Source organism: Bacteroidetes bacterium GWF2_43_63 (assembly GCA_001769275.1).
In the GTDB taxonomy this organism is placed as follows: Bacteria; Bacteroidota; Bacteroidia; order Bacteroidales; family DTU049; genus GWF2-43-63.
In genome coordinates this window covers 18,384-41,234 of the sequence record MEOQ01000027.1, presented here as the reverse complement: position 1 = coordinate 41,234, position 22,851 = coordinate 18,384, and the positions used below count along the sequence as shown (strand labels likewise).

The window sequence follows — 22,851 nt, the reverse complement described above, 5'->3', positions numbered from 1 at the left end:
ATGATTCGGATACAGAACACAACACGGCAATGATGGGAACCATTATGGAACCGCTAATAATTATTTTTGTAGGCCTGATTGTGGGTGTCGTTCTAATTTCCATGTACCTGCCCATGTTTAAAATGAACGGCAGTATCGGCCCTGGAATGTAGCTACTTGTCTTTTTTGCGGATTTCTATTTTCCCGTCCCGGTAAATCAGCATCCATTCTTCGTCAAGTATTCTGATCATATGCTCAGCTTTTGTTCTCATTGTAATAACGGTGGGCGATTGTTCTGCTCTCATAAGTCCGAATTTTGGCCCGAACTCTTTAACCCATTTGAACAAGGTTGTTTGCTTTACTCCGATTAGGTTTTCGATTTTTGTAATACTAAGTCCAGTAAGGAATAAAATTATTGCATGTCGTTTAGTTGATTGCTCGAACCGCTGCTTCCTTACGGTGACAGTAAAATGGAACTTGCAGTTTTTACACAAATACCTCTGTCGATCAAGGACAAATCCATCTTTGATGACGTTTGAAAATGAACATCTGGGGCAAATCATATATTTTAGAATTGAATAATTGTAAAGTTTCTATGTGATCATATTAAGGTCTTGTTTGGACACAATATATAATAAAAGGTAAAATCTAAATCCATATTTGTATCTGTCAGTTTATCAGAATATTAAAACATGCCGAATTGTGACTATATTGTCAATAATATGTGACAGATTTAATATTCCTACTTTTGGTCTCAAATATTGGTTAATATGAGAATAATATTTGCTTTCATGTTTGCTGTCGTATCTACGACTGGCTTCTGTCAGAATAATGATATAACTATGTCACTGTCTCCAACAGGTGGTGTCAGAAGTGATTTCGACACACTGTATAATCTCGAAATTGTAATTCAGAATAGTGCTATTTCAGATGCTGATTCTGTTTTGCTATTTCTTAAAGGAGAAGTGAATGATTATCTTCCTAATGGCGTAAACATTTTTTCAGCTGCTCATACCTCGACAACGTCTCAATCACCCGTCGATATTTCCAGTTATGGAACTTATCATATAATTATATTCGGTAATGTGTCATCCGATTTATATGAGCTTAAGCTTATTGTTTATAAGAATACACAGCAGATTATTATTGAAAAGAATATTTTAGAAATCATAGTCAATTAAAGTCTCACAACCATGAAAAGCATTTCTGTTTTACGAGCTCCTTTATTATTATTGGCAATACTCCTTTCAATAAATACATTCAGCCAACAATTAGTGACATGGGAGAAATTTGTCAACACATCAGTTCAAAGCTATGTGCTAACAAAAAACGCCGGCGCAGATGGTTGGAATGCCGGCGCAGAATCAGTCAATAAACTTGCAAAGGGCCAGGATGGCTGGGTAGAGTTTAAAATCCAGGAGGTGACAAAGAAAAAGATGCTTGGCTTTTCATATGAATATAGCTCAAGTATTGTATATGACTCGCTGAAATTTGGCTTTTTGTTTGACTTTTCTGGATCAACCCGGGTTTTGAAAACAAAAAAACTAACAGTTTTAACCACCTTAGGTACCTATGACTTAAACGATATCTTCAGAATTGAAAAGGTCGGAACTAAGCTTTTATTTTTGAAAAACGGAGTTAAAATTGACAGCTGTACAACCATTTCAAATAGTTATGATCTGTTTGTGGACGCTCAAATTTACTCGTATGGTGGGCAGTTTCATCAGGTTAAAACAAGCTTTGCAGTTCAGGATTCAGTCATTGTATACCCAAACAAGGATGCCAGAATTGCAAGTAATTCAACTCTGAATTTTGGCACTGACACCTTTTTCTGGGCAGTAAAATCCACAAATCGTGTACCCTATAATTATCGCTCTCTGATTCAGTTTGATATGCCATCACTCCCAGCAAACGCAAGAATTGTTAATGCAGATTTGTCCCTATATGGTGTCGATGGTTATTCTCCGGCGCAAATGGGACACAGATGCGAAACTAATTGTATTTCAAACGCATCAAAGGTTTATCTCAATACAGCAACATGGGATGAATCTACTGTTACATATACTTATGCACCTGCCTACAATACTTCAATATATAGTGTGCTTCCGGCTTCACCCGGTACATCGTATGATTATACCAATTATAAAGTTGACATGAACAATCTTGTCAACTACTGGTTTGCAGGAACGTACACCAATTATGGCGTAACAATGGTGCTGGATAATGAGTCCTATTACTACACCCAGCTTCAATTCAGATCGAGTGATAATGCGGTAACATCCGAAAGGCCGAAGGTCGTTATTAAGTATTACATTGGCACCAAGTACTATGTAAATGACAACTTCACGTCAGGTGACGTGTTTTGCAAAGCAGTAGGCAACTCCGGTAACTCCGGGCTAAGTCCATATTCGCCAAAAGCTTCGGTTTCCACAATTCTCAGCACATATATTCTAGGACCAAAGGACACTATTTTTGTCGATGCCGGAACATACACAGAGGCCATTACCTTCACCAGTGCCGATTGCGGTTCCTCTTTAGGACAGCTGGTTGTTCACGGTGCTGGAAAAAATTACACAACAATCAACAACGCAGCAAGCAATCACAATATTTATCTGAACAATGCGGATTATGTAACGATTGAAAATCTGAAGCTGAATAATACGCAAACAGGATCATACTTCAATATTAACAATTCTTATAGCGAAAATATGATCGTGAAAAATGATTCTTTAATACACAGTGGGAATAGCAATATTGTTATTAATGGGAATTCTTTGGTGATTTCAGGCACTGCAAACAATGCAATAATTCAGAATTGCTTTATTGTTGGGAAATCAGCTGGTAAAACTTTAATTTCAGTTACAGGTGCATGTAGCAATTTGTATTTGTCTAGCAATACAATTCAAAGTCTACATGATAATACGATGGCAATTCAAATAAACTATTTGTATTCAACGATATATTCCAAGCCCAACAATCCAACAATATGCAACAATATTATAAGTGTTGATTCAATCGGCATTAAAGTTAATGGGCATGCATCTGCCATTATTGACAAAATAGTTCTCATTAATAATAAAATCTCTCTGGCCAGTACCGGAAATAGTACTTATGGTGTTTTTATAAATTACTCAGGCAGTAGCTCGTCCTACATTGACACCATTTCAGGAAACACCATTATCAGCGGCGGATATGGAATAAAGGCTTCTTATCTCAAGTACGCCAAAGTATATAACAATTATCTGGTGAATAACACAAATGGCATTTCGCTGACATCCTCTCAGGACAACCTTTTTGCATACAACAACTTCAGGAATGCACAGACCAATTTCATCGGCACCACTAGCGATGTACCTACTAACACAACACTCTCAGACAATATTTTCGTTTCTACTGGTAATAGTTCCTATTACAATCTGAGTCTTATTTCCGGAACTTTTGCCAGTTGTGATTATAACTGTTTTTACAATCCCAATGGAGCCAAAGTAGCGGTCCATGGAGGAATACAATACAACACATTATCTTCATGGCAAGGAAAAGATCATTACTCAGGTACTGGCAACGGCGATGAACATTCGATCAGTGCTGATCCGCTGTATTCTGATCCTGTTACAGATGACCTGGATATTGATTTGTTTTCGCCTTGTACACAGGCGGGGAGTGCGATTTCCGGAATAAACGCTGATATTTATAATCGTGTCAGGAGAAGCCTGCCTTCAATAGGAGCCAACGAGCCCATCTTATTTCTGAATATTCCTGTTCTGAAAAACAACATCCTTGCGGATGAAGATACTGTTATGGCAACTTTGACGGGCTCGGGAATTGATACAACCTTTTTTGTTCCCGATACTTTTATGGTGTATCCCACAGTACCATTGGAGGGATATTTAAGTTATGAAATTTCATTTGAAGGAGACACGTCTCTGATTGATGATTCATCCATTGGCTTCCGTGTTAATTCTCTGGGAATTATTGACAGTGTGTATGAAAAACGGGGGTCCTCTCAGTATCCGCTCGATCCTGCTTATTATACCTTGCTCAATCTGAATAGAGGGATTGCTGCTTCGGCAATTATGAAGGTTTTACCAGCCTATACAAAGTTAAATGAGGTTCTGGATGGAGGCTACTATATAGCTGTCGGGAGAAGAGTGAAATTCTATTACTGGGAGGAATATAATGTAAGTGATAATCCCGACAAGTATCTTGAATATAAAATATATGATAAAGAAATGAACATCATTGCAAGTGTTTCCAGCGATGGTTCACAGACTCCTTCAAATGCACCATTGTCGGTAATAATGAAAGGTCAGAATAAAGTCACTCTTAATCTTACTGGTATTCCGGGATTTGTAGCAGGAGAGTACTATATAATTGAAGTTTCTAATTCCAAAAATGAATTGACGTATCTGAGATTTAAATTGTAAGTCATGAAAAAAATATATTTCTATATCCTTCTGTTTTCTACTTTTTTGTCGTTGGTTACTGCCATTTTTGTTTTGGTTACATACCAATCGCCGCAACGGGTTGCATATGTCAATATTTCAAAAGTAATTAAAGAGTTCGAGTTGAGCAAGACATATCAAGCCGACATTGAAGCTAATGTTAGCAAGCAAAAAGTATTTTTGGATTCAATGACAGTAGAATTATCAACAGTGATTTCTGAACTGAACAAGTCGAGCAACGGAAGTGCTTCATTTAAACTGATAGAAGCTAGACGCGATTCGCTTTATTCCCGGATTCAGTATTTGGATAAGGCGTTTGCCAATAATAATCAGGAAATGTTGAATAAATACAACGAGGAAGTGTTTACTCAAATAAATCAATATGTTGAGGAATATGGGAAACAGCGCAATTATTCATTAATACTTGGCGCCAAAGGAGATGGAACGATAATGTTTGGCAGTGAAGAAATTGATATTACAGACGAGATTGTAGTGTTTATCAATCAAGCATATTTGGGAGAGCAATGATGAAAAACATCCTTTCTTTGATGATATTGATACTGTTGTGCTCTTGTTCAGGAGTTAGTCCTGCTGAATATGTTAAATGGGTTGAGGATGAGGAAAACGGTCTTCGGAAAACTAAAACTGTGGGCGAATATGAATTCAATATTCAGTATTGCCCTTCAAGTTATTTAGAGATAAAAAGAAAGTTGGACAAAAGAGACATGAGCCCAGATACTGAAATAATTGATGGAGATTCTGCTTTTTCTTTTGTTTTCAGAATTATCCGACCTGCCGAGTTGGCCGATCGTGCGGCTTTTCAGTTGATTAATGAAGAAAATTTTAGACTAGTTCAAGGTGGCGATACGTGCCGGAGCGACCTAGTTTTGTACGAAAACAATTTCAATATTTCGCCCTTCGAATCTTATTCTGTTCTATTTGATTCAAAATCGCATAATTGTGATTTCAGGTTTGTATACGATGGGCTTGCATTGGGGACTGGCCCCATTATTTTTTCTTTCAAGCAGAAAGATGTAGAGAGATTACCCCAAATAAGTAACTAATTATTGTGCTATGACACACGGTTTTATCAGCAGACTGAGGAAAAGCGGAAGCTTAAAATATGTAGCGGTATTTATGGCAGTAATGCTACTAAACAGTATGCTTTATCCACTTCGTACTTTTGCTCTTACTGGAGGGCCAGTTCAGAGTGAGTATGAATCGGGATACTCAAGTGGATCGACAGATATGGTAGATCCTTTTACAGGTGATTTTAAATATGGAATGAATTTACTCACTATTCCTGGAATGGATGGTGGCTTTCCTATTAATCTTGATTATAATGCAGGTATTACTATGGATCAGGAAGCTTCTTGGGTAGGTTTGGGCTGGTCGCTCAACGTGGGTGCAATTAATCGGAGTATGAGGGGGATGCCCGACGATTTTAGCGGAGAAGAAGAATATACCCGCGAATCGAACATGAAACCACATTGGATTATCGGAGTGGATTTTCAGGGAATTAAAACAGGTGGTATCCCTACAGAAGCTTTTGGTATTCCTGTTGATGGTTTTAATGCGGGTGGCGGAATATATTATGATAGTTATTCAGGAATAGGAATTAATGTGGACGCTGGTTTATATGGTCCTTTGGTTGGGAACCTTGGGTTTGATGCTAGTATTTCTTATGATCCCAATACCGGATATTCTCCTGATTTTGGATTACAGTATCCTTTAGCGAAAATTAATGGTGTTAATTATGGATTGGGAATGAATATTTCTCTCAACTCTTATGAGGGCCTTACTGCACTCAATGGGTCTGCCTATTGCAAATCGGGGAATGACTCAAAAAACATGTTCAGTGTGTCATTGCCATTGCGTCAAAATTATCCACCAGCAATCGAAACTCCAATGACTGGTACCAGCGTAGGGTTTAAAGTAAAGGTTGGGAATGAAACTGCTCCAGGGATTTCGACTGCAAAGGTTGTCAAAGGATATTATTCTGAGTTTGCAATAGCAAAAAAAGATCAGGAAAGAAGTTACAAGGTTCTTGGATACATGTATGATGAGCCACATAATCCGTTGCATAATTACCAAAGAGATTTAAGCTATGGAAGATCATATGCTCAATCAAAAGAGCTCTCTTTTGTACCAATGCCCAATCATACTTATGATATATATTCAGCAAGTGCTGTTGGGTTAGGTTTGAATTTCAGATCAAAACGATCTGATATCCCCGTATTATCTCCTGTTAAAGTTAAGACACAAACTTCTGACATGCAAATGGGGATAGAGTTTTCTGCTTCAACAAGCATTTCAACTCATTTCGGTGGAAACTTTTCTGGAATGGATATGTATGGAAGCAGTGGGCATTGGCTTGGTGGCGACGACCTGCTTCAAGATTATGCGAAAAACAACTATGTTGCTAAAAAGACTGGATATAGATCAAGCTATTATATTTCGACAGCAGAAACAGGTGTGGGAAAACACAACGAGGATGCGAGAATTGGTAATGATAAATGTATTGGGTTGCGTTTGGTGCCATATTTTCATACAGCTCTCACAACCGGATCTTTTTATACAATAAGGGCAAAAGCACTGTGCAATTACTCTGGGGGTAAACTTGAAGACAATTATCGTGAATATCGCGATCAGGTTTCACAGAATATTGAATATTTTACCAATTCAGAGTTGAATAATTATGGCTTGGGAGTACAGGATAATCTTTATAGTTCAGGACAATATCCCTGTGAATCCTTATCAACGGCCTATTCATATAATTATAATTCCCGTCCTGAAAATCAAATTGGTTTGTATTCTATATTAAATACAGATGGAAGCCGTTACGAATTTGGGCTTCCGGTTTATAACAACAAGCAAGTTGACGCTGTTTTTTCGGTTGACCATCAAGCAAACGATAAAGTGAAAACAGTTGATTATTTAGACGTTGATGCTTCGGTTGATAATAACAATGGAGACGACAATCTCTTTATGAAAAACACAATGCCAGCTTATGCTTCGAGCTATTTGCTAACATCAGTTGTTTCGTCCGATTACATCGATATTAAAGGCGATGGGCCAACACCCGACGATTTTGGTAATTATGTAAAAGTGAATTACAGCAAAACAAGCAGCAATTACAAATGGAGAATTCCATTTACTGATGCTAACTACAGCCCCGGTTACTATTCGAAAGATGGCGATGATAAAGCAACCTACATGTATGGAGAGAAAGAATTGTATTATATCAATTCAATTGAAACCAAAACACATATTGCTGTTTTTTACGTAAGCGACCGCGAAGATGCACGTGGAGTTGATTTAGAAAATAATGCAGGAATGGATGCTAATAATATTCCGCAAAAACTGGATAGTATTGCCTTATTCAGCAAAACATGCGATAATTATGGAAATTTGGCGTTGATGATTCCGGAAAAAACAGTGCATTTCACCTATAGTTACAGTTTGTGTGAGGGAATTCCAAATAGAGTTTCTGGAATAGATGAAACTGGGAAACTTACACTCACAAGTGTTTATTACACATACAAGAAGAATAAAAAGGGAGCCCAGAGCCCATATACTTTTGACTACAATCAATCTACCGAAAATCCTGATTATTCCATGGGGCAAACCGACCGATGGGGAACCTATCAGCCCGAGCGAGTAATTGGGACAAATCCAGGCAATACGGTTACCTCTGTCGATAATCCGTACACCAATCAGCTTTCATCTTATTCAGACAGAAATACAAATGCTGGCGTCTGGAATCTGAAAACAATTAACCTTCCAAGTGGGGCAAGTATAGAAATAACATACGAACCCGACGATTATGGTTATGTCCAGGATAAGCCAGCAATGGAGATGGCTAGAATTATAGCAACTGGCGATGCGAACGGAGTTGTTGATGGAATAACCGACTTTGGCCGGGTTGATAAAAATACACGAAGAATATATTTCGAACTGGATAATAGTAACACGACTGCCGATTCCATATTTAATTATGTATTGGCTCAGGATGAATTGTATTTTAAAGCTTTCATGGACTTGATGGATAGATCGGAGTACGGACTTGATGAAGCCTACGATTATGTGGAAGGGTATGCTAAAGTATCTAAGGATGCTGGTTCCTGGGGTGTTGTTGATTATGGAGGAGTTCATTGCGGATTTATAACACTTGAAGCGGTTCCGGTGCACGAAAATAGCGGGAACACACATCCGTTCTCGAAAGCTGCATGGCAGTATATGTATTACTCAAGACCTGAATTGCTAAACCCTTCGTTGAGCCACAATGGTTTTATCGGAGAATTGATAACTCAGTTTATCGCATTATATCAAAACACATTTCAGACCTTGATGGGCTTGTATACTACATGCCATATTAATCAATATGCCTCGAAGATGTTGTTAAGTACAAATAATTCCAAGTATCGTCCTTCGTTTGTTCGTATCCCGACCATCGATGGAATAAAATATGGTGGAGGTCACCGTGTTTCAAAAATAATGTACCACGATAACTGGAACGATGTATCTGCAGGGCAGAGCTCCGACTACGGACAATCGTTCGAATACAGATTGCCCGATGGACGTAGTTCGGGAGTAGCATCTTATGAACCATTGGCTGGTGGTGACGAAAACGCCTGCCGCTATCGGCTGGAAACCTATAGTGGTGATAAAAAGAAGGAATATCGAATGTTCAATGTTGAAAAGCCACTGACAGAAGATTATTATCCTTCCCCTGTTGTTGGATATAGCCAAGTCGTTGTGAGCAATATCACACCTGCAGGGATTGAATTCAAGAAAAGTGGTGCGGGTATCACGCGATACGATTTTTATACCGCAAAAGACTTCCCTGTAACAGAAGAATTTACCGATATTGCTAAACTGCGAAATAAACAAACTGTTTTTATCCCTTTTATTGGTTCGAAAAAGTACAACAACAATGCTTTCTCGCAGGGTTATCTGATTACACTGAATAATATGCATGGGAAGCTTGAGGCTCTTTCGACCTATAAGACAAACGACAATCCTTATGACCCTACAATTGAGCCTATATCAAAAACAAGTTATATCTATAAAACTCAGAGTCCGTACAATCCAAATGGAGCCAATGTTCTAAACAATATCGTTCAGGTTCAGTTCCCCGATGGTACATTAAGTACCGAAGAAATGGGAGTTGAGCGCGACTTGTTTGTTTCGGACAACGAGAATCACACTGTAGTTGAATCAGAGGGAATTCAAATCAACCTTGAAGTTGCTCCTCCAGTTTTTGTCCCATTTCTATTGCCCGATGTTTTCTTTGACGAAAGTACAGTGCAAATACTTTCTACCATGAAGGTAATTCAACGAAACGGAATTCTGGATAAAGTTGTTTCAAAGGGTGAGGGTCAAAGATCCGAAGTGCAGAATCTGGTTTACGATGCCGCAACCGGCGATCCGGTGCTTTCCCAAGCTCTTAATGAGTTCGGTGAGCCAGTTTTTACTTATAATTATATGGCTCATAGCTACTATCCCGGAATGGAATCGGCTAATGATAATTACAGATTATCGATAGGAGGGTTGAGCATGGCCTCTGGAGGCGATGTGGGATTATCAAGTACTCAGCTTTCTTTCTATACTCCAGGCGACGAAATTTTTGCACAATATGGGACACCACCCACATACGAAAAATTGTGGGTTAATTCTGTTGGTACCAACTCTATAAATCTGATTGATGAAACTGGGCAAACTACATCGGCTACAGGGCTAAATATCACTACAGTTCGTTCCGGAAAACGAAATATGACCGGGCTTGGCTGCGGGAGTATTGTTACGTTAGGAAATCCCTTATCGCAATCTATTTCAAACCCTTTGTTTGATGCAATTAATTACGCTTTAAGTTCTTATGGAGGATTGTATGTTTTTTGCGATAACAAAATGCCTAGTTATTGTTGGAATGGTGTTACTTTAAGTTATACAGACTGTTCTGGTAACGAAGTTTCATATGGTGTTAATACAGATAATCTTCCAATTGTAAGAATTGGAATAAATGATGCAGATAAGTGCTCAGCTACCATTGTTTTTGCTGCAAACAATTTTAGTAGTACTGAAAAAATCACAGCAATTGATTTTTATGATGATCACTTAATTGGTCACTTTATTGACGGAACTACTACTAGAGAAATAATTGGAGTGTGGAATGATCCACAACATTGCTTTGAACAATGTATGGTAGGGGTTCTTCATGCACAATCTACTGAATTTAGTGACAATTGGACATTTAATTATGCCGACATCAACGATCCGGATGTGAATGGGCAGCCGCTTAGTTCGCGATCGGTGCAGAATCCATATCGATATGGTGCAAAAGGCCGTTGGTTCAATAAGAGTAGTCATACTTTCCTAGTAAATCGTGTACACGAATCGTCATCACAAAACGATATTTCGGACGATGGCGAATATGCCTATTTCTCGATATACGATTGGGTTTCAGGAACCAATTCTGATGAGTGGAGAAAGAATTCGGAAATGTCGCGCTACTCACCATTTGGCTGGGCGCTCGAAAATCAGGATATTCTCAATAACAAAAATTCAGCACTCTACGGCCATTATATTGAAGGTGCGCGCGATATTGCTGTGGCAGCTGCCAGCAATTGCAGCTATTTCGAAATGGCTTTCGATGGTTTCGAAGATTATGCCGGAGGCAACTATGTTTTTAATAAAGGACATGGTCATCTGAACTTTAAAATGGGCAGCGATGGTGATGCTCCTATACTTAATCCTGATTATGCCCATACAGGCGGATATAGCCTTCAGATTTCGTATGGTGCAGACGTATCGTACACAACCGTATCGTCGCCTACCGAAAATAACAATCCGTATTTTATGCCTGAACCTCCTGCAACGGGAACCAAAAAATATGTTTTCAGTGCCTGGGTGAATATAACCGGAAATCATGCATATAGTGCTGTTGCAACCATTAAATACAATGGCAGCACCATTAAAACAATCACATTGCCCAATACCGGCGACCAGATTGATGGCTGGAGAAGAATGTATGGCGAATTTGAAATTCCTGCTGGAACCTTTGCCAGTTTCCAAGTAATTCTTTCGTCGGGAACTCGAACATACTTTGACGATATTCGGATTCATCCGTTCAATAGTTCTATGAAAACCATGGTATTTGACGCAAAAACCATGCAACTGAAAGCCGAACTCGACGATCAGAATTTTGCCACCATCTATGTTTATAACAACGAAGGTGGAATCATGAATGTGCTTAGGGAGACTGCCAAAGGCAGAACTTCGGTGGGTAGTATGTGGAAAAACGTTAGACAAAGCTATTAGTTATGAAAAGTATTTCGAGTAGATACATACTGTTTTTGTTGGTGCTTGCATCAATTCTTCTGATTCCTGATAATACTGAAGCTCAGGATTCGGGTGCATTGACCCGTTGCCTCAATGTTGCTAAGAGGTATTCTACTGCATTGTCGTACGAAATAGAGATGAGAGTGAATATGTTTTCTGGTGCTAACGATCAGATGCCAGCACAAATAATAACCGCTTCGACGCGGAAGCAAAAAAACCTCTTTTATCACGATGCTTTCGATCGGATTTCGGTGCTTACCTCGTCGGGATATGTTCTTCTTATCGACAAGGTTGCCAAATCGATTCGAATGCAAAAGGAGCAAATTCCTGATTTTGACACTCCGTGGTCTTCTTTTTCCGACGAAGAAATGAATTATAAATTGGTGTCATCGAAAGATGGAATGAGCATTATTGAAACAGGCGCGGTAAAGCGACTTGGTATTGAGCGTATTGAAATGTCTGTTGAGAATGAGACGAATCAACTTTTGCGGGTTGAATATTTTTACAGCGATTATGAGGGGGTGGTTTTTCGAAAAGTTGTTGTTGAGTTTACAAAAACACTCATTAATGAATCGATAAGTAAATCGTGGTTCGATTTGAAATCTTATGTGAAGAAATCTCAAGGAACTTATGATGGTGTTGGTGATTTTTCAGACTATAAAGTTGTTCAATTACATTAAAGCGACTCTTATGAATATTAAAGGCTTTCGGTTGTTGATGGTAATTGCGTTTACAAGCATTTCGGTTTCGGCGTTTTCCTCCACCCAAACCCTTTTAGACGGTTTGCGGGGCACCACATTGATAAATGGTGCAAAAATACAAGTAGAAGATCAGCACTATGAATACATGGTAGCCAATCCGAGCACTTATCAGGATTATTTTGTAAACAACAGTAGCAAGGTAAACGTGCGTTTTTATTACGATCAGAGCAATACATTGAACTATTATTCAACATCGTGGAGTTGTACGGTTACCTACACCCTTCGGTTATATTCTGCCAGTGGTAGCTACTACGACTACACCAACCAGCAGTTGATGGTTGAGTATGACCCGAGTGGAGAATACCAAACCGAGATAGTAAAGAACTATGCCGATGGAGGCTACAAAGCCGAATTGACCATTACCAACATTAGTTATACAGGCAGTATAAGCAGTGCACCGAGCGATTTGTTGTTGGATGTAGAGCTAAGCACCAATCGGTATTATAAGATAGACATCTTCAGTACCCCAACAGTAGGAGTATGTGCAACCACCTTTCAGCAGCCCGGAAGTTTGTCCATATCGTGGCCATTTGTTTATGGAGCCGAGAGTTATGATGTTGAATGGGTTTTTGTTGATATTCCAGATATTACCAATATAGCACCCGATAAGTACGAAGTAGATTTCAGCAACGCATATCGCATTAATACGACCAACAACTGGTTTCGCATACCGATGGGTTATAGCAGTGGAGCGATAGTTTACCGTGTACGCGGGAAAGGCTATTATTACTATAGTTCCTATGTAGGGAGCCTTGAGCAAACCCTTTGGAGCTACGATGCAGGCGGAAGTGCATACATTGAAGACATCCCGACGGCGCATAAATACTATTTTAGTGGACTGGAGGAAGAAAAGAACTGGCAATACAGCGTGAGCTATACCGAGCAAGGTAATTATCAGGAGCAGATACAATACGTAGATGGATTGGGTCATGTACGCCAAAGCATAGGCTTTATTAATGGCAAAGAGAAAAAAGCTATAGTTGGCGAGGCCATTTATGACTATCAAGGGCGAGTTGCTGCTGAGATTTTGCCATCATCGACCCCCAATGTAGGACTCATATTTTATGATGATTTCAATGGTGGATTTGACAAGGATGACATTGATGGCGATTTGAAATTATACCAACCCAATGTCATGAGTACCAGCGATGGTAGTGGCAATTTTTATTCCGACCAGAATATCAACCAGCAAGGACTCGAGGCGTGGTTGCCCAATGCCGATGGCTATCCATATCGTCGCACGATTTATCGTAGCGATGGAACAGGTCGTGTTCGCGGAAGTTTTTTGGCTGGCTCCGATTTTAAAGCTGGCAGCAATCATGGTGTGATGGTTTACAGTTGCAATGCCGACCAGAACCAGATTGATATGCTCTTTGGCAACGAAGTAGGTATAGCCGAGAACTATCATAAGCAGGTAATGGTCGATGGCAATGGTCAGATAAGCTACAGCATCAGCGACCTTCATGGTCGGGTGATAGCCACATCTATAGACGGGGGTAACGCCGATGACCTTCTGTCTGTAGACAATGCGCCAGGAAGCAGCACTGTGAACAACGACCTGATGCTGCTCAACGAAGTACAGGACAATGCGAGTGTAACAACCTATCAGGTGTTTGCGACTTCGTCGGCACAGGTGTTTCATTTTGCCTATGCGTTAACAGGCACAAGCGGGGCAGTAGAATGCATGCCCAATAATATTACAGCCAAATACAACGTGAGCATTTATGCATTCGACGAGTATGGCGACGAGGTTGATGCAAATGGACCAATCGTTGCTGGCACCCACTACGAATTTAACGACGAAAGCGATGTGAGTATCATTTATTTTGATTTCACCCCTCCAGGTCCAGGCGAATACACCATCGTGAAGAGAGTAACCCTGAGCGATAGCCCAGTTGAATGGATAGAAGCGAATTTTGCCAATCTTCAAACCTGTGTAGAAGTGCCAGAGTTGATGCCATCGCCCTGTTTGTTCGAATGTGAAAATGTATGCCGCATGAAATACGTGTTGGGTTTGGATGCCCAAGGGGATACCATTTATATTGATGAAGAAGGCGTAGTGATATCGGCTTCTGCAGCATGGTTGCTTATGGTAAATTGTGTGGAAGAGTCGTGTGGCGAACAACCCATTATGAGTGAGAGCCCATGTGAGTTTACCCGCAGGCTGATGCAGCACGATATGAGTCCTGGCGGACAGTATTTTGATAACTTGCCTGCACACTTGGTTTCGGATGGTAACGGTGGACTTATGATAAGCCAGTATTATTACAATGAAACAACTGGCTATGAGAATAGATATATTGACTATATGATGGAATATATCGATGCACAAAGCAGTACCGATATACTCGACGATGTAATCAACGCCTCTGGCGGTGGATACAGCTTTACCACCTGGGACGAAGTTCGCGAGGCGTGGGACGACGAAGAAGCAAGCTGGAACAGCCAGACCTACGGTGCATTCTGGGATGAATTACTGTTGCCATTTCATCCAGAGTATTGTCAGTACGAACAACATTGCTTGTACACATGTGGCAGTGGTGGTGATAATGGAATGGCTCCTTCGGATCAGTATTATTTGGACATGGTAAATTGTAATGACGATGCAACTGCTATTTTGGAGGGATATTTTAATCCAGCAACAATAAATCCCGATTGCAACTCCAGTGGGGTGAGTTCGGATAATGTCGCTTATGTTTGTATTGATAATACACTAATTACTGGAGAAATTGATCCTCTTATTGAGTGTAAAGAAGATTTCTGCGAAGGCCATTCATATCTGGAGACTATGGCAACCTATCTGACTAAATTCTTTTATGAACCCAATTACGACGTTTTTTACAGTATATGGTATGTAATAGAAGATCCGGACGATATTACTGGAGGTGGGACTGGAGTTGCCCAATCTACTGAAGATTTTTTTCAAACATTGCACGGAGCCAATGGGTTGATAGGTACTGGCACGGGTAAGATGAGTAAGTTTGCTTATTTTCGTTCTGTATATCAGTTTTTTAGGGAATACATGCTGTATTTTAACGGTAAGGAAAAATGTAGCAACAGCTTACTCGAAACCGATAATTATGGTGTTGTTACAAGCCCAACAACATATGCAGGTATGTCTGTTCGCTATGGTACCAACTTCATCTTTGAAGCGCTTGGCGATGCTTGTCCTGCAAAGAATGGAAGCGAATTGATGTATGGATTCATGTCGAATATTTCGACGTATATGTCAGAAAGCACTGTGTGCAACACCAACTGCGAAGATGCAGCAGCTGGGTGGATATTCGAACTCTCCAACTGCACACTGAGTGGTAGCTATACCACTCAAGAAGTACAAGGCTGGTTGATTGAAATCTGCGAAAACAGTTGCGGCGAAGCCAATGGCTTCTGGGGCGATGACGAAGGCACCTATGCGGTAGGGCCCAACAACCCAAAAGACTGGTACACCTTCGAAGATGTGGTTACAAATTGCTACGATGCTGGTTGCGAAGTTCCAGTTCATTTGTATTCGAGCAACCAAGCTACCTGTAGTTGCGATATATTTACCAACTTTTACGAAGACAACGGTAACGATCCGGCCACAGTGGCCAGCGAACTGAACGATTTGTTTGGCACAACTTTCAGTGATGCCGATGTAAGCCGCTGGGTGAGCGAATGCAGCAGCAGCAACCCGTCGTGGACTACCCTTCAGAGCTATGGTTTTCCAACGTATTTATCGTGTATCGATTTCGATCCCGAAGAGCCCACATTGGAAGAATTGATAACCGATTGCGAAAATCAGAATCAGATTGAAGCCGATTTTCAGGAGCAGCTGCTCTACAATCAGTTGCTCAATCAGCAACTTCCGCTCACCATCGCAGCATACAACGAGATGGCCCTCAACAATATTGAAGGCCGTGAACATTTTGCAGTGTACTACCAAAGCAATGAGTTTTTGTACACGCTGTATTATTATGACCAGGCCGGTAATCTGGTACGCACTGTGCCGCCCGAAGGCGTGCATCCGATTGCAGTGCTCGACCTTCCTCAGGTTCAGAATCACCGCAACAATCCGACGTCTTACCCATCTGTGTATCCCGACCACAGCATGGTAACCAGCTACGAATATAACAGCTATCAGCTGGTGACCGAACAAACCATCCCTGATGGGATGAAAAAACTCGCAGCCAATTCCTACGAACTTGGCTCCACCACCAAATATTTTTACGACGATAAGGGGCGCATTATTGTGTCGCAAAACAAAAAACAGCAAACCGGCATCAACGATTACCGTCGATATTCTTACACCGTTTACGACGACTTTGGTCGAATCAAAGAAACCGGAGAGGCCAGCTTGTACGACGATCCCTCTGTGATCGGTCAGGAAACGGATCCGTATGATGAGACACGATCGTTCATGGTGTACAAGGATAATGATGCAACAACCGATGATTATTATACAACATGGTACAGCACCATTTCAACAGGCAGTCTGAGCCAGGTGATGCGGACCTGGTACGATGAAAGCCTCAGCGGCATTGGCGTTCAGTTTGGCACCAGCGGGCAGGAAAATATTCGCAACCGCGTGTGTAGTGTCACTAAAGATGAGAACAACGACGGTACCTACGAGAGTGCCATACACTATAGCTACGACGTGCATGGAAACGCCAAAACGGTGTTGTGCGATATTCCCGAACTCGATCCTTTGTGGATGCAGATTACCCGCACCGATTACACCTACGATTTGCTCTCGGGCAATGTGAAACAACTGGTATATCAGAGCGGAAAGTTCGACCAATTCATTCACCGCTATAGTTACGATGTGAATAATCGCCTGCGGGCCGTTTTCACCAGTCGCGATGGTTTTGTGTGGACGCAGGATGCAAAACAACTCTACAACAGCATGGGCACCATGGCCCGTTTGGAGTTGGGCCAATACCATGTGCAAGGACTCGACTATGTTTATACCATCAATGGTTGGCTCAAAGCCATCAACTCTGTGACCCTGAAACCCAATCGCGACCCAGGGCTCGATGGCAACGGACGAATATCGGGCAGTACCAATAACCTCGATGCCTGTTTTGGCGAAGATGCTTTTGGTTTTGCACTTACCTATTATAAACAAGACCCAGCCGATGTAGTTATTTGCAACAGCACCTACAGTGGGCGCAATCCCGAATTTGAACCAACCATTGATAATGGTTCCGATTATTATACAGCTGTTTACGACTTGTATAATGGTAATATTGCAGCATGGAATACAGGTTTGTACAACACTCAGGAGCAGATGATGGATTTGCAAGGATATGTTTTTAGATACGACAAGCTTAATCGTCTGAAAGAAGCAACAATGTATAACGATCCGGATATTCTGGATTATAATGAATGGGGAAGCGGGTCAGGAGAAAGTCAGGCATATCATTCTTTATATACCTATGATTTTAACGGAAATATTTTATCTTTGCTCCGAAACGGAGAGGTTGGAAATTTTAACATGGACAATCTGAGCTACGGATATACTACCAATGGGCTAAGTGGCTACAACGACCGGCGCATGAACAACATATTGCTGGGGTATAACGACAATCCCCTTTATACATCTAACTACACCACCGATATCGACGACCCAAATCAGGGCACCTTCGACGAGACCGACGATGCCACTTGGAACTTTATGTACGACGAAGTTGGAAATTTGATTCAGGATAAAGCTGAACAAATAAACTCCATTGAATGGAACGTGTATGGCAAGGTGAAGAAGGTGACGCGTACCAGCGGAAGTACTAAATCGGACCTCGAGTTCGTTTATGATCCTATGGGTAACCGTATTTGCAAAATAGTGAAACCACGCACGGGCGGTGTTTTGAGCACGCAACCGGCTTGGACATACACTTGGTACAGCCTCGATGCACAAGGCCAAACCATGGCCACCTACGAGCAAACCTATACACCGCTGGGAGGCAGCAGCTACCGAGCCAACTACGACTTGCAGGAAACCTACCTCTATGGTAGCAGCCGACTTGGAGTGCTCAACGATGTGGCTGCCGCCGAAAAAACACGCAACTTTACGGCAACCATTGATGGCAGCTCAGGGCTGTTTACTGGTATATCATGGGGTATAGCAACGGTTGTAATGGCTTGCACAGAACATTGTGTGAATGCCTATTCTCAAACTCTCGCCCACAAACAATACGAGATTTCGAATCACTTAGGCAATGTTCAGACCACCATTTCCGACCGCCGCATTGCAGTGCCTTATGGCAGCAATCTCGACCACTATATTGCCGATGTAATTTCAAGCACCGATTACTATCCCTTTGGCTCCGCCATGCCGGGAAGAAATTCGAATTCGGACAACTACCGTTTCGGATTCAATGGCAAAGAGAAAGTTGATGAGCTTTTCGAATCCAGCGGAAGTGCCTATGATTTTGGTGCGCGGTTGTATGATAGCCGGCTTGGGAGATGGATGGCTTGCGATCCGATGGCCGTGAAATATCCGGGATACTCGCCTTATCATTTTGGATATTGCGACCCGATCGCAGTAATTGACCCAGATGGAAGAGAAAATGTGATTGTTGTGGGTGTTCAGGGAGGTCCAGATGAATACATGACCCGGGAAAATAATTTCTATGGAAGAGCAGTCCATCACGCAAAAAAGTTAAGTAGTTCAGGAGAACAGACTACAGTGTTGATTAATAGAAACGATATAGCTGACCGTATAAGAGGGGAAAGGTATATCTTTAAATTGAGGGAAAGCGGAGTTAAAATTGTTTATTATTCAAGCGAACAGGACATTTTCAACTATGTTAATAATCGATCAAAAATGGATGAATCAGGAAAAGAATATACGGAAGATGTAACTGATTTAGTGTTTTTAAATCATTCAAATTCCAACGAGTTATTACTTGGAGGTGGTTTATCCATTGCTAGTGATGACGTTGCTAACTTTCTCAGAGAGTCCTTTTCTCCAAATGCTGTAGTAAACTTAGGCTCTTGTTATACTGGCCTAAAGGGTGGTATAGCTCAAGCATTTGCTGTTAGTGTAGGAATTGAAGCCGTTGGGCCAAGTGGATCTTGCAGTTATGCTGGAGATATTGAGGGGCCATACACCAATAATGGGACAAATGTTTACTCTCCAAACAATCCAAAGCCTACTGAATCAATAGAAGAACGTTCTGTTGTTTTTAGAGAATCAGTGGATGAAGCAATAAAAAAATGGAAATTGGAACGGGCAAAGTTTGCAAAAGATGAAACTACTGGAAACAAAGCAATTGATACTAATGTCCCAATGTTTTGAAAAAAATGAATATAATTTTGGTTGTCGGCATGTTAGCTGTATTTTCGTCTTGCTCAACGGATCAGAATCCTGACATCGCAATATCTTCAACCATTCTTGAAAATAAATGGGAAATTTGGAGAACGAAAACCGTGGAAATTGCATTTAAATCATTGCAAAGAGTGCATTTGCCATATAATTTTGTTTTAGACAAGGTTGCTGTCAGCTCATTTGCGGATTCTGTCGAGATATTAGGCATCAATTTGCAAGGCATTAATAAATTCGATGATAGGTTCTACAATTTCAAAAACGTAACAACTCTTACAATTGAAAAAATTAATACTGATTCAATTATAATCGATTTTGCTCAATTCAATAAGTTGTACGAATTGTTTTATTCAATGGAAAATGGCTCAAATTTATTTGATGATGAGTTTGTTGTTCCGTCTGTGAAAATTGTTGATATTGTCGGGTGTCCAACTCTTAAATCAATCGATAAAGGCATAAATGGCTTTTGTAATTTAACTACATTGCACTTTAAGAATTTACCATACAGAACAGTCTATAATTTCAGTTTTGCGGATTTAGACAGTCTGGAGTATCTAGAATTATTAGGTTGTAATTTAGATAGTTTTCCAGGGGATTTATTGAGCAATAATACAATTACTCATTTGATTTTGACCAATAATAATTTACAATATCTTCCTGATAGTATCACGAAAATGAAAAGATTAAAGTTCATAACTTTGCATAAGAACAAATTTATAACCAAGCCTATACTGCCAGATAAATATTGGATTGTGATGGATGAATAACTAGTATTCTATTCGTAGTCGTATCCGATTTATCGCATGGCACACTCGCTTTTCGTCATCCCAGCACCATCCAAGATAAATCTTTGATACACATCCTAATATTGGTAAAACACTGAAATTCAATAAATCTCATCAAAGCCGGCCACAGCGCTGCACCATCCATGACAAATCCTAAATGTCCATCCCAATATTGGTAAAACACAGATTTTCAACATTATATCGCAAAGCCGGCCACTGCGCCGGCTTTATGCCTGATTGGTTTTCATGGCTACCCAGTGGCGCCCGCATTCACAAAGAATTATGCAAACTCGCATTTAGCACCAATTTGCACCAAAAACACTCATTTCTGGGACGCCACATTCCGCACCACCACTACCCAACCCCCCTGGCGACCCGTTTTTAACATTATGCACACTTTGAGAAAATATTCTATCTTTACTCAAGGTGGGCGTCTCTCAAAAAATTCAGATTGCTGTAAAGTAGAGTGAGATTCATATGTTGTATTTGAATTCAGTTCATGCAAAAAATCTGAATTATTAAAATGAAATCTTTCAACTTTGTACTGCGGTAATAATGTCGCAATTATTTACTATATTTGCGACATGTTTAATAATCAAACGCCATGTTAAGTGCTGATGACATGATACTTGCAAAATTTAAAAAAGCGAAGAGGGGTACGCTTTATTTTACCGAAGATTTTCTGTCTTTCGGGAGCGCTAAAGCTGTTGCCAAAGCACTGGAGCGATTAGTCAGTCGGGGGAGTGTTTCGCGCGTGGCACGTGGCATATACGCGCGGTTGGAAAGCGATTCTGTTCTCGGAACGGTTAGGCCGGGCACCGAAGCCATTGCCGAAGCCATCAGCCGCAGAGACAAAAGCCGTATCATTATTACTGGAGCTGCTGCATTGAATGCATTGGGCCTTTCCACGCAGGTCCCAATAAATGTTGTTTATCTTACTGATGGCGCAGCGAGACGAATTTCCATTGGCAAGCGAAAAATTATTTTTAAAAAGACAACGCCCAGAAATCTTGCTGCAATTGGGAAAATCAGCAGTGTGGTTATTCAGGCTCTGAAAGATATCGGGAAGGACAATGTCACAGAAACTGAGATTAAAGTCATTCTGAAGCATTTGAAAAAAGAAGATCCCTATAGACTTGAACATGATATAAGGTTGGCTCCTGAATGGATACGGATAATAATGCGAAAGGCAATAAAAAAATCAAAATCATGAATCCCTGGATAACAGTCCCTGACGAAACAAAGAGAAGGGCTTATATTGAAACAGCAGAAAGGATTGGCCTGTCAGCGTTTGCTGCGGAAAAGGACTGGTGGGTGGTGCAAACATTGTCTGTTGTTTTCGGGATTGATGTGTCGGCACACCTCGTATTTAAAGGCGGCACCTCGCTTAGCAAGGGCTGGAAAATTATTGACCGTTTTTCCGAGGACGTTGATTTGGCTCTGGATCGGGCTTTTCTCGGCTTTGATGGAGAGCTTAGTAAAAATGAACGTGGCAAACTCCGCAAAGAAACAGGCTTGTACGTTGATAATGTTTTTTATCCGGAACTGATTGATGAGTTTGCCAGCAAAGGATATGACAACGTGCGGCTGGAACTGGTAAAGGAAAAGCAAAGCGACCTGGATCGTAAAATCTCCATTTATTATCCAAATGTGATTGACGCGCCCGGCTACCTGCAGCCTGCAGTTCAGATAGAGATCAGTTGTCGTTCTTTACGTGAACCTTTCTCAATGCGCAGCATTCGGTCTCATCTTGACGAAGTATTTCCTGATGCTGGTTTCATACAGCCACCAGCCATTATTCCAACCGTTAATCCGGAAAGAACTTTTCTTGAGAAAATTTTTCTTTTACATGAAGAATTTCACCGGCCAGCTGAAAAAAGAAGAGTTAACCGGCTCAGTCGCCATTTGTACGATGTGGTGAAATTATCCAAAACAAGTTTTGCTGAAAAAGCGCTTGCTGACAGGGCTTTGTATGAAACCATTGTATATCACCGATACCATTTTACAAGAGTGGGCGAAGTGAACTACAATTTGCATCAGCCACAGACAATAAATCCGATACCTCCCGTAGAGTTGATGGAAGCATGGAAAGCAGACTACAATGGCATGATTGAACAGATGATTTATGAAGAAAATCCGCCAGCTTTCGGTGAAATTATTTCTGATTTAGAAGAGCTGACCAAAAAGATCAATTCGCTGGAATGGAGATTCGACCTGGAATTTCCACAACCAAAATAAAA

At 40.7% G+C, this 22,851-nt stretch carries 11 protein-coding genes; 10 read left to right on the top strand and 1 reads right to left on the bottom strand.

Going from position 1 to position 22,851, the window contains the following annotated elements; all coding sequences use genetic code 11:
• Positions 1-152: 152 nt before the first annotated feature.
• Complete coding sequence (locus tag A2W93_09725) at positions 153-473, bottom strand: hypothetical protein (protein ID OFY54585.1); 321 nt, start codon at positions 471-473, stop codon at positions 153-155.
• Positions 474-770: 297 nt separating this feature from the next.
• Between A2W93_09725 and A2W93_09720 the strand changes: the two genes are divergently transcribed.
• The 10 genes from A2W93_09720 (at position 771) to A2W93_09675 (ending at position 22,849) form a co-directional block, all read left to right on the top strand.
• Positions 771-1,160: a hypothetical protein gene (locus A2W93_09720; protein OFY54584.1), complete on the top strand. Its 390-nt coding sequence runs from the start codon at positions 771-773 to the stop codon at positions 1,158-1,160.
• 135 nt (positions 1,161-1,295) lie between these two features.
• On the top strand, positions 1,296-4,403 hold the full coding sequence (locus A2W93_09715; GenBank protein ID OFY54583.1) for a hypothetical protein: 3,108 nt from the start codon (positions 1,296-1,298) through the stop codon (positions 4,401-4,403).
• A gap of 3 nt (positions 4,404-4,406) precedes the next feature.
• Positions 4,407-4,949 (top strand): hypothetical protein, encoded by a 543-nt coding sequence (locus A2W93_09710; protein ID OFY54582.1) that lies wholly within the window; start codon positions 4,407-4,409, stop codon positions 4,947-4,949.
• Positions 4,946-5,485, top strand: coding sequence for a hypothetical protein (locus A2W93_09705; GenBank protein ID OFY54581.1), 540 nt, complete (start codon positions 4,946-4,948; stop codon positions 5,483-5,485). Before A2W93_09710 ends, A2W93_09705 begins: the two co-directional genes overlap by 4 nt.
• A gap of 10 nt (positions 5,486-5,495) precedes the next feature.
• A complete protein-coding gene (locus A2W93_09700) occupies positions 5,496-11,741 on the top strand; it encodes a hypothetical protein (GenBank protein ID OFY54580.1) in 6,246 nt (2,081 codons plus the stop codon).
• 2 nt (positions 11,742-11,743) lie between these two features.
• A complete protein-coding gene (locus A2W93_09695) occupies positions 11,744-12,442 on the top strand; it encodes a hypothetical protein (GenBank protein OFY54579.1) in 699 nt (232 codons plus the stop codon).
• Entirely contained in the window at positions 12,393-19,799 is a 7,407-nt protein-coding gene (locus tag A2W93_09690; GenBank protein ID OFY54578.1) for a hypothetical protein, read from the top strand. Before A2W93_09695 ends, A2W93_09690 begins: the two co-directional genes overlap by 50 nt.
• Positions 19,800-19,804: 5 nt before the next feature.
• Positions 19,805-20,593 carry a hypothetical protein gene (locus A2W93_09685; protein OFY54577.1) on the top strand — a complete coding sequence of 263 codons (789 nt, stop codon included), beginning with the start codon at positions 19,805-19,807 and terminating at the stop codon, positions 20,591-20,593.
• A gap of 622 nt (positions 20,594-21,215) precedes the next feature.
• The gene (locus A2W93_09680) at positions 21,216-21,824 is read left to right on the top strand and encodes a hypothetical protein (GenBank protein ID OFY54576.1); all 609 of its coding nucleotides are present in this window, start codon (positions 21,216-21,218) and stop codon (positions 21,822-21,824) included.
• Positions 21,821-22,849, top strand: a complete 1,029-nt coding sequence (locus A2W93_09675) for a hypothetical protein (GenBank protein OFY54586.1) — start codon at positions 21,821-21,823, stop codon at positions 22,847-22,849. Before A2W93_09680 ends, A2W93_09675 begins: the two co-directional genes overlap by 4 nt.
• Positions 22,850-22,851: the final 2 nt, after the last annotated feature.

Bases quoted from the DNA above. Each gene is read 5' to 3' on its own strand.
- A2W93_09720 (OFY54584.1), top strand. From the start codon at position 771: ATGTTTGCTGTCGTATCTACGACTGGCTTCTGTCAGAATAATGATATA.
- A2W93_09710 (OFY54582.1), top strand. From the start codon at position 4,407: ATGAAAAAAATATATTTCTATATCCTTCTGTTTTCTACTTTTTTGTCG.
- A2W93_09705 (OFY54581.1), top strand. From the start codon at position 4,946: ATGATGAAAAACATCCTTTCTTTGATGATATTGATACTGTTGTGCTCT.
- A2W93_09700 (OFY54580.1), top strand. From the start codon at position 5,496: ATGACACACGGTTTTATCAGCAGACTGAGGAAAAGCGGAAGCTTAAAA.
- A2W93_09695 (OFY54579.1), top strand. From the start codon at position 11,744: ATGAAAAGTATTTCGAGTAGATACATACTGTTTTTGTTGGTGCTTGCA.
- A2W93_09690 (OFY54578.1), top strand. From the start codon at position 12,393: ATGATGGTGTTGGTGATTTTTCAGACTATAAAGTTGTTCAATTACATT.
- A2W93_09685 (OFY54577.1), top strand. From the start codon at position 19,805: ATGAATATAATTTTGGTTGTCGGCATGTTAGCTGTATTTTCGTCTTGC.
- A2W93_09680 (OFY54576.1), top strand. From the start codon at position 21,216: ATGTTAAGTGCTGATGACATGATACTTGCAAAATTTAAAAAAGCGAAG.
- A2W93_09675 (OFY54586.1), top strand. From the start codon at position 21,821: ATGAATCCCTGGATAACAGTCCCTGACGAAACAAAGAGAAGGGCTTAT.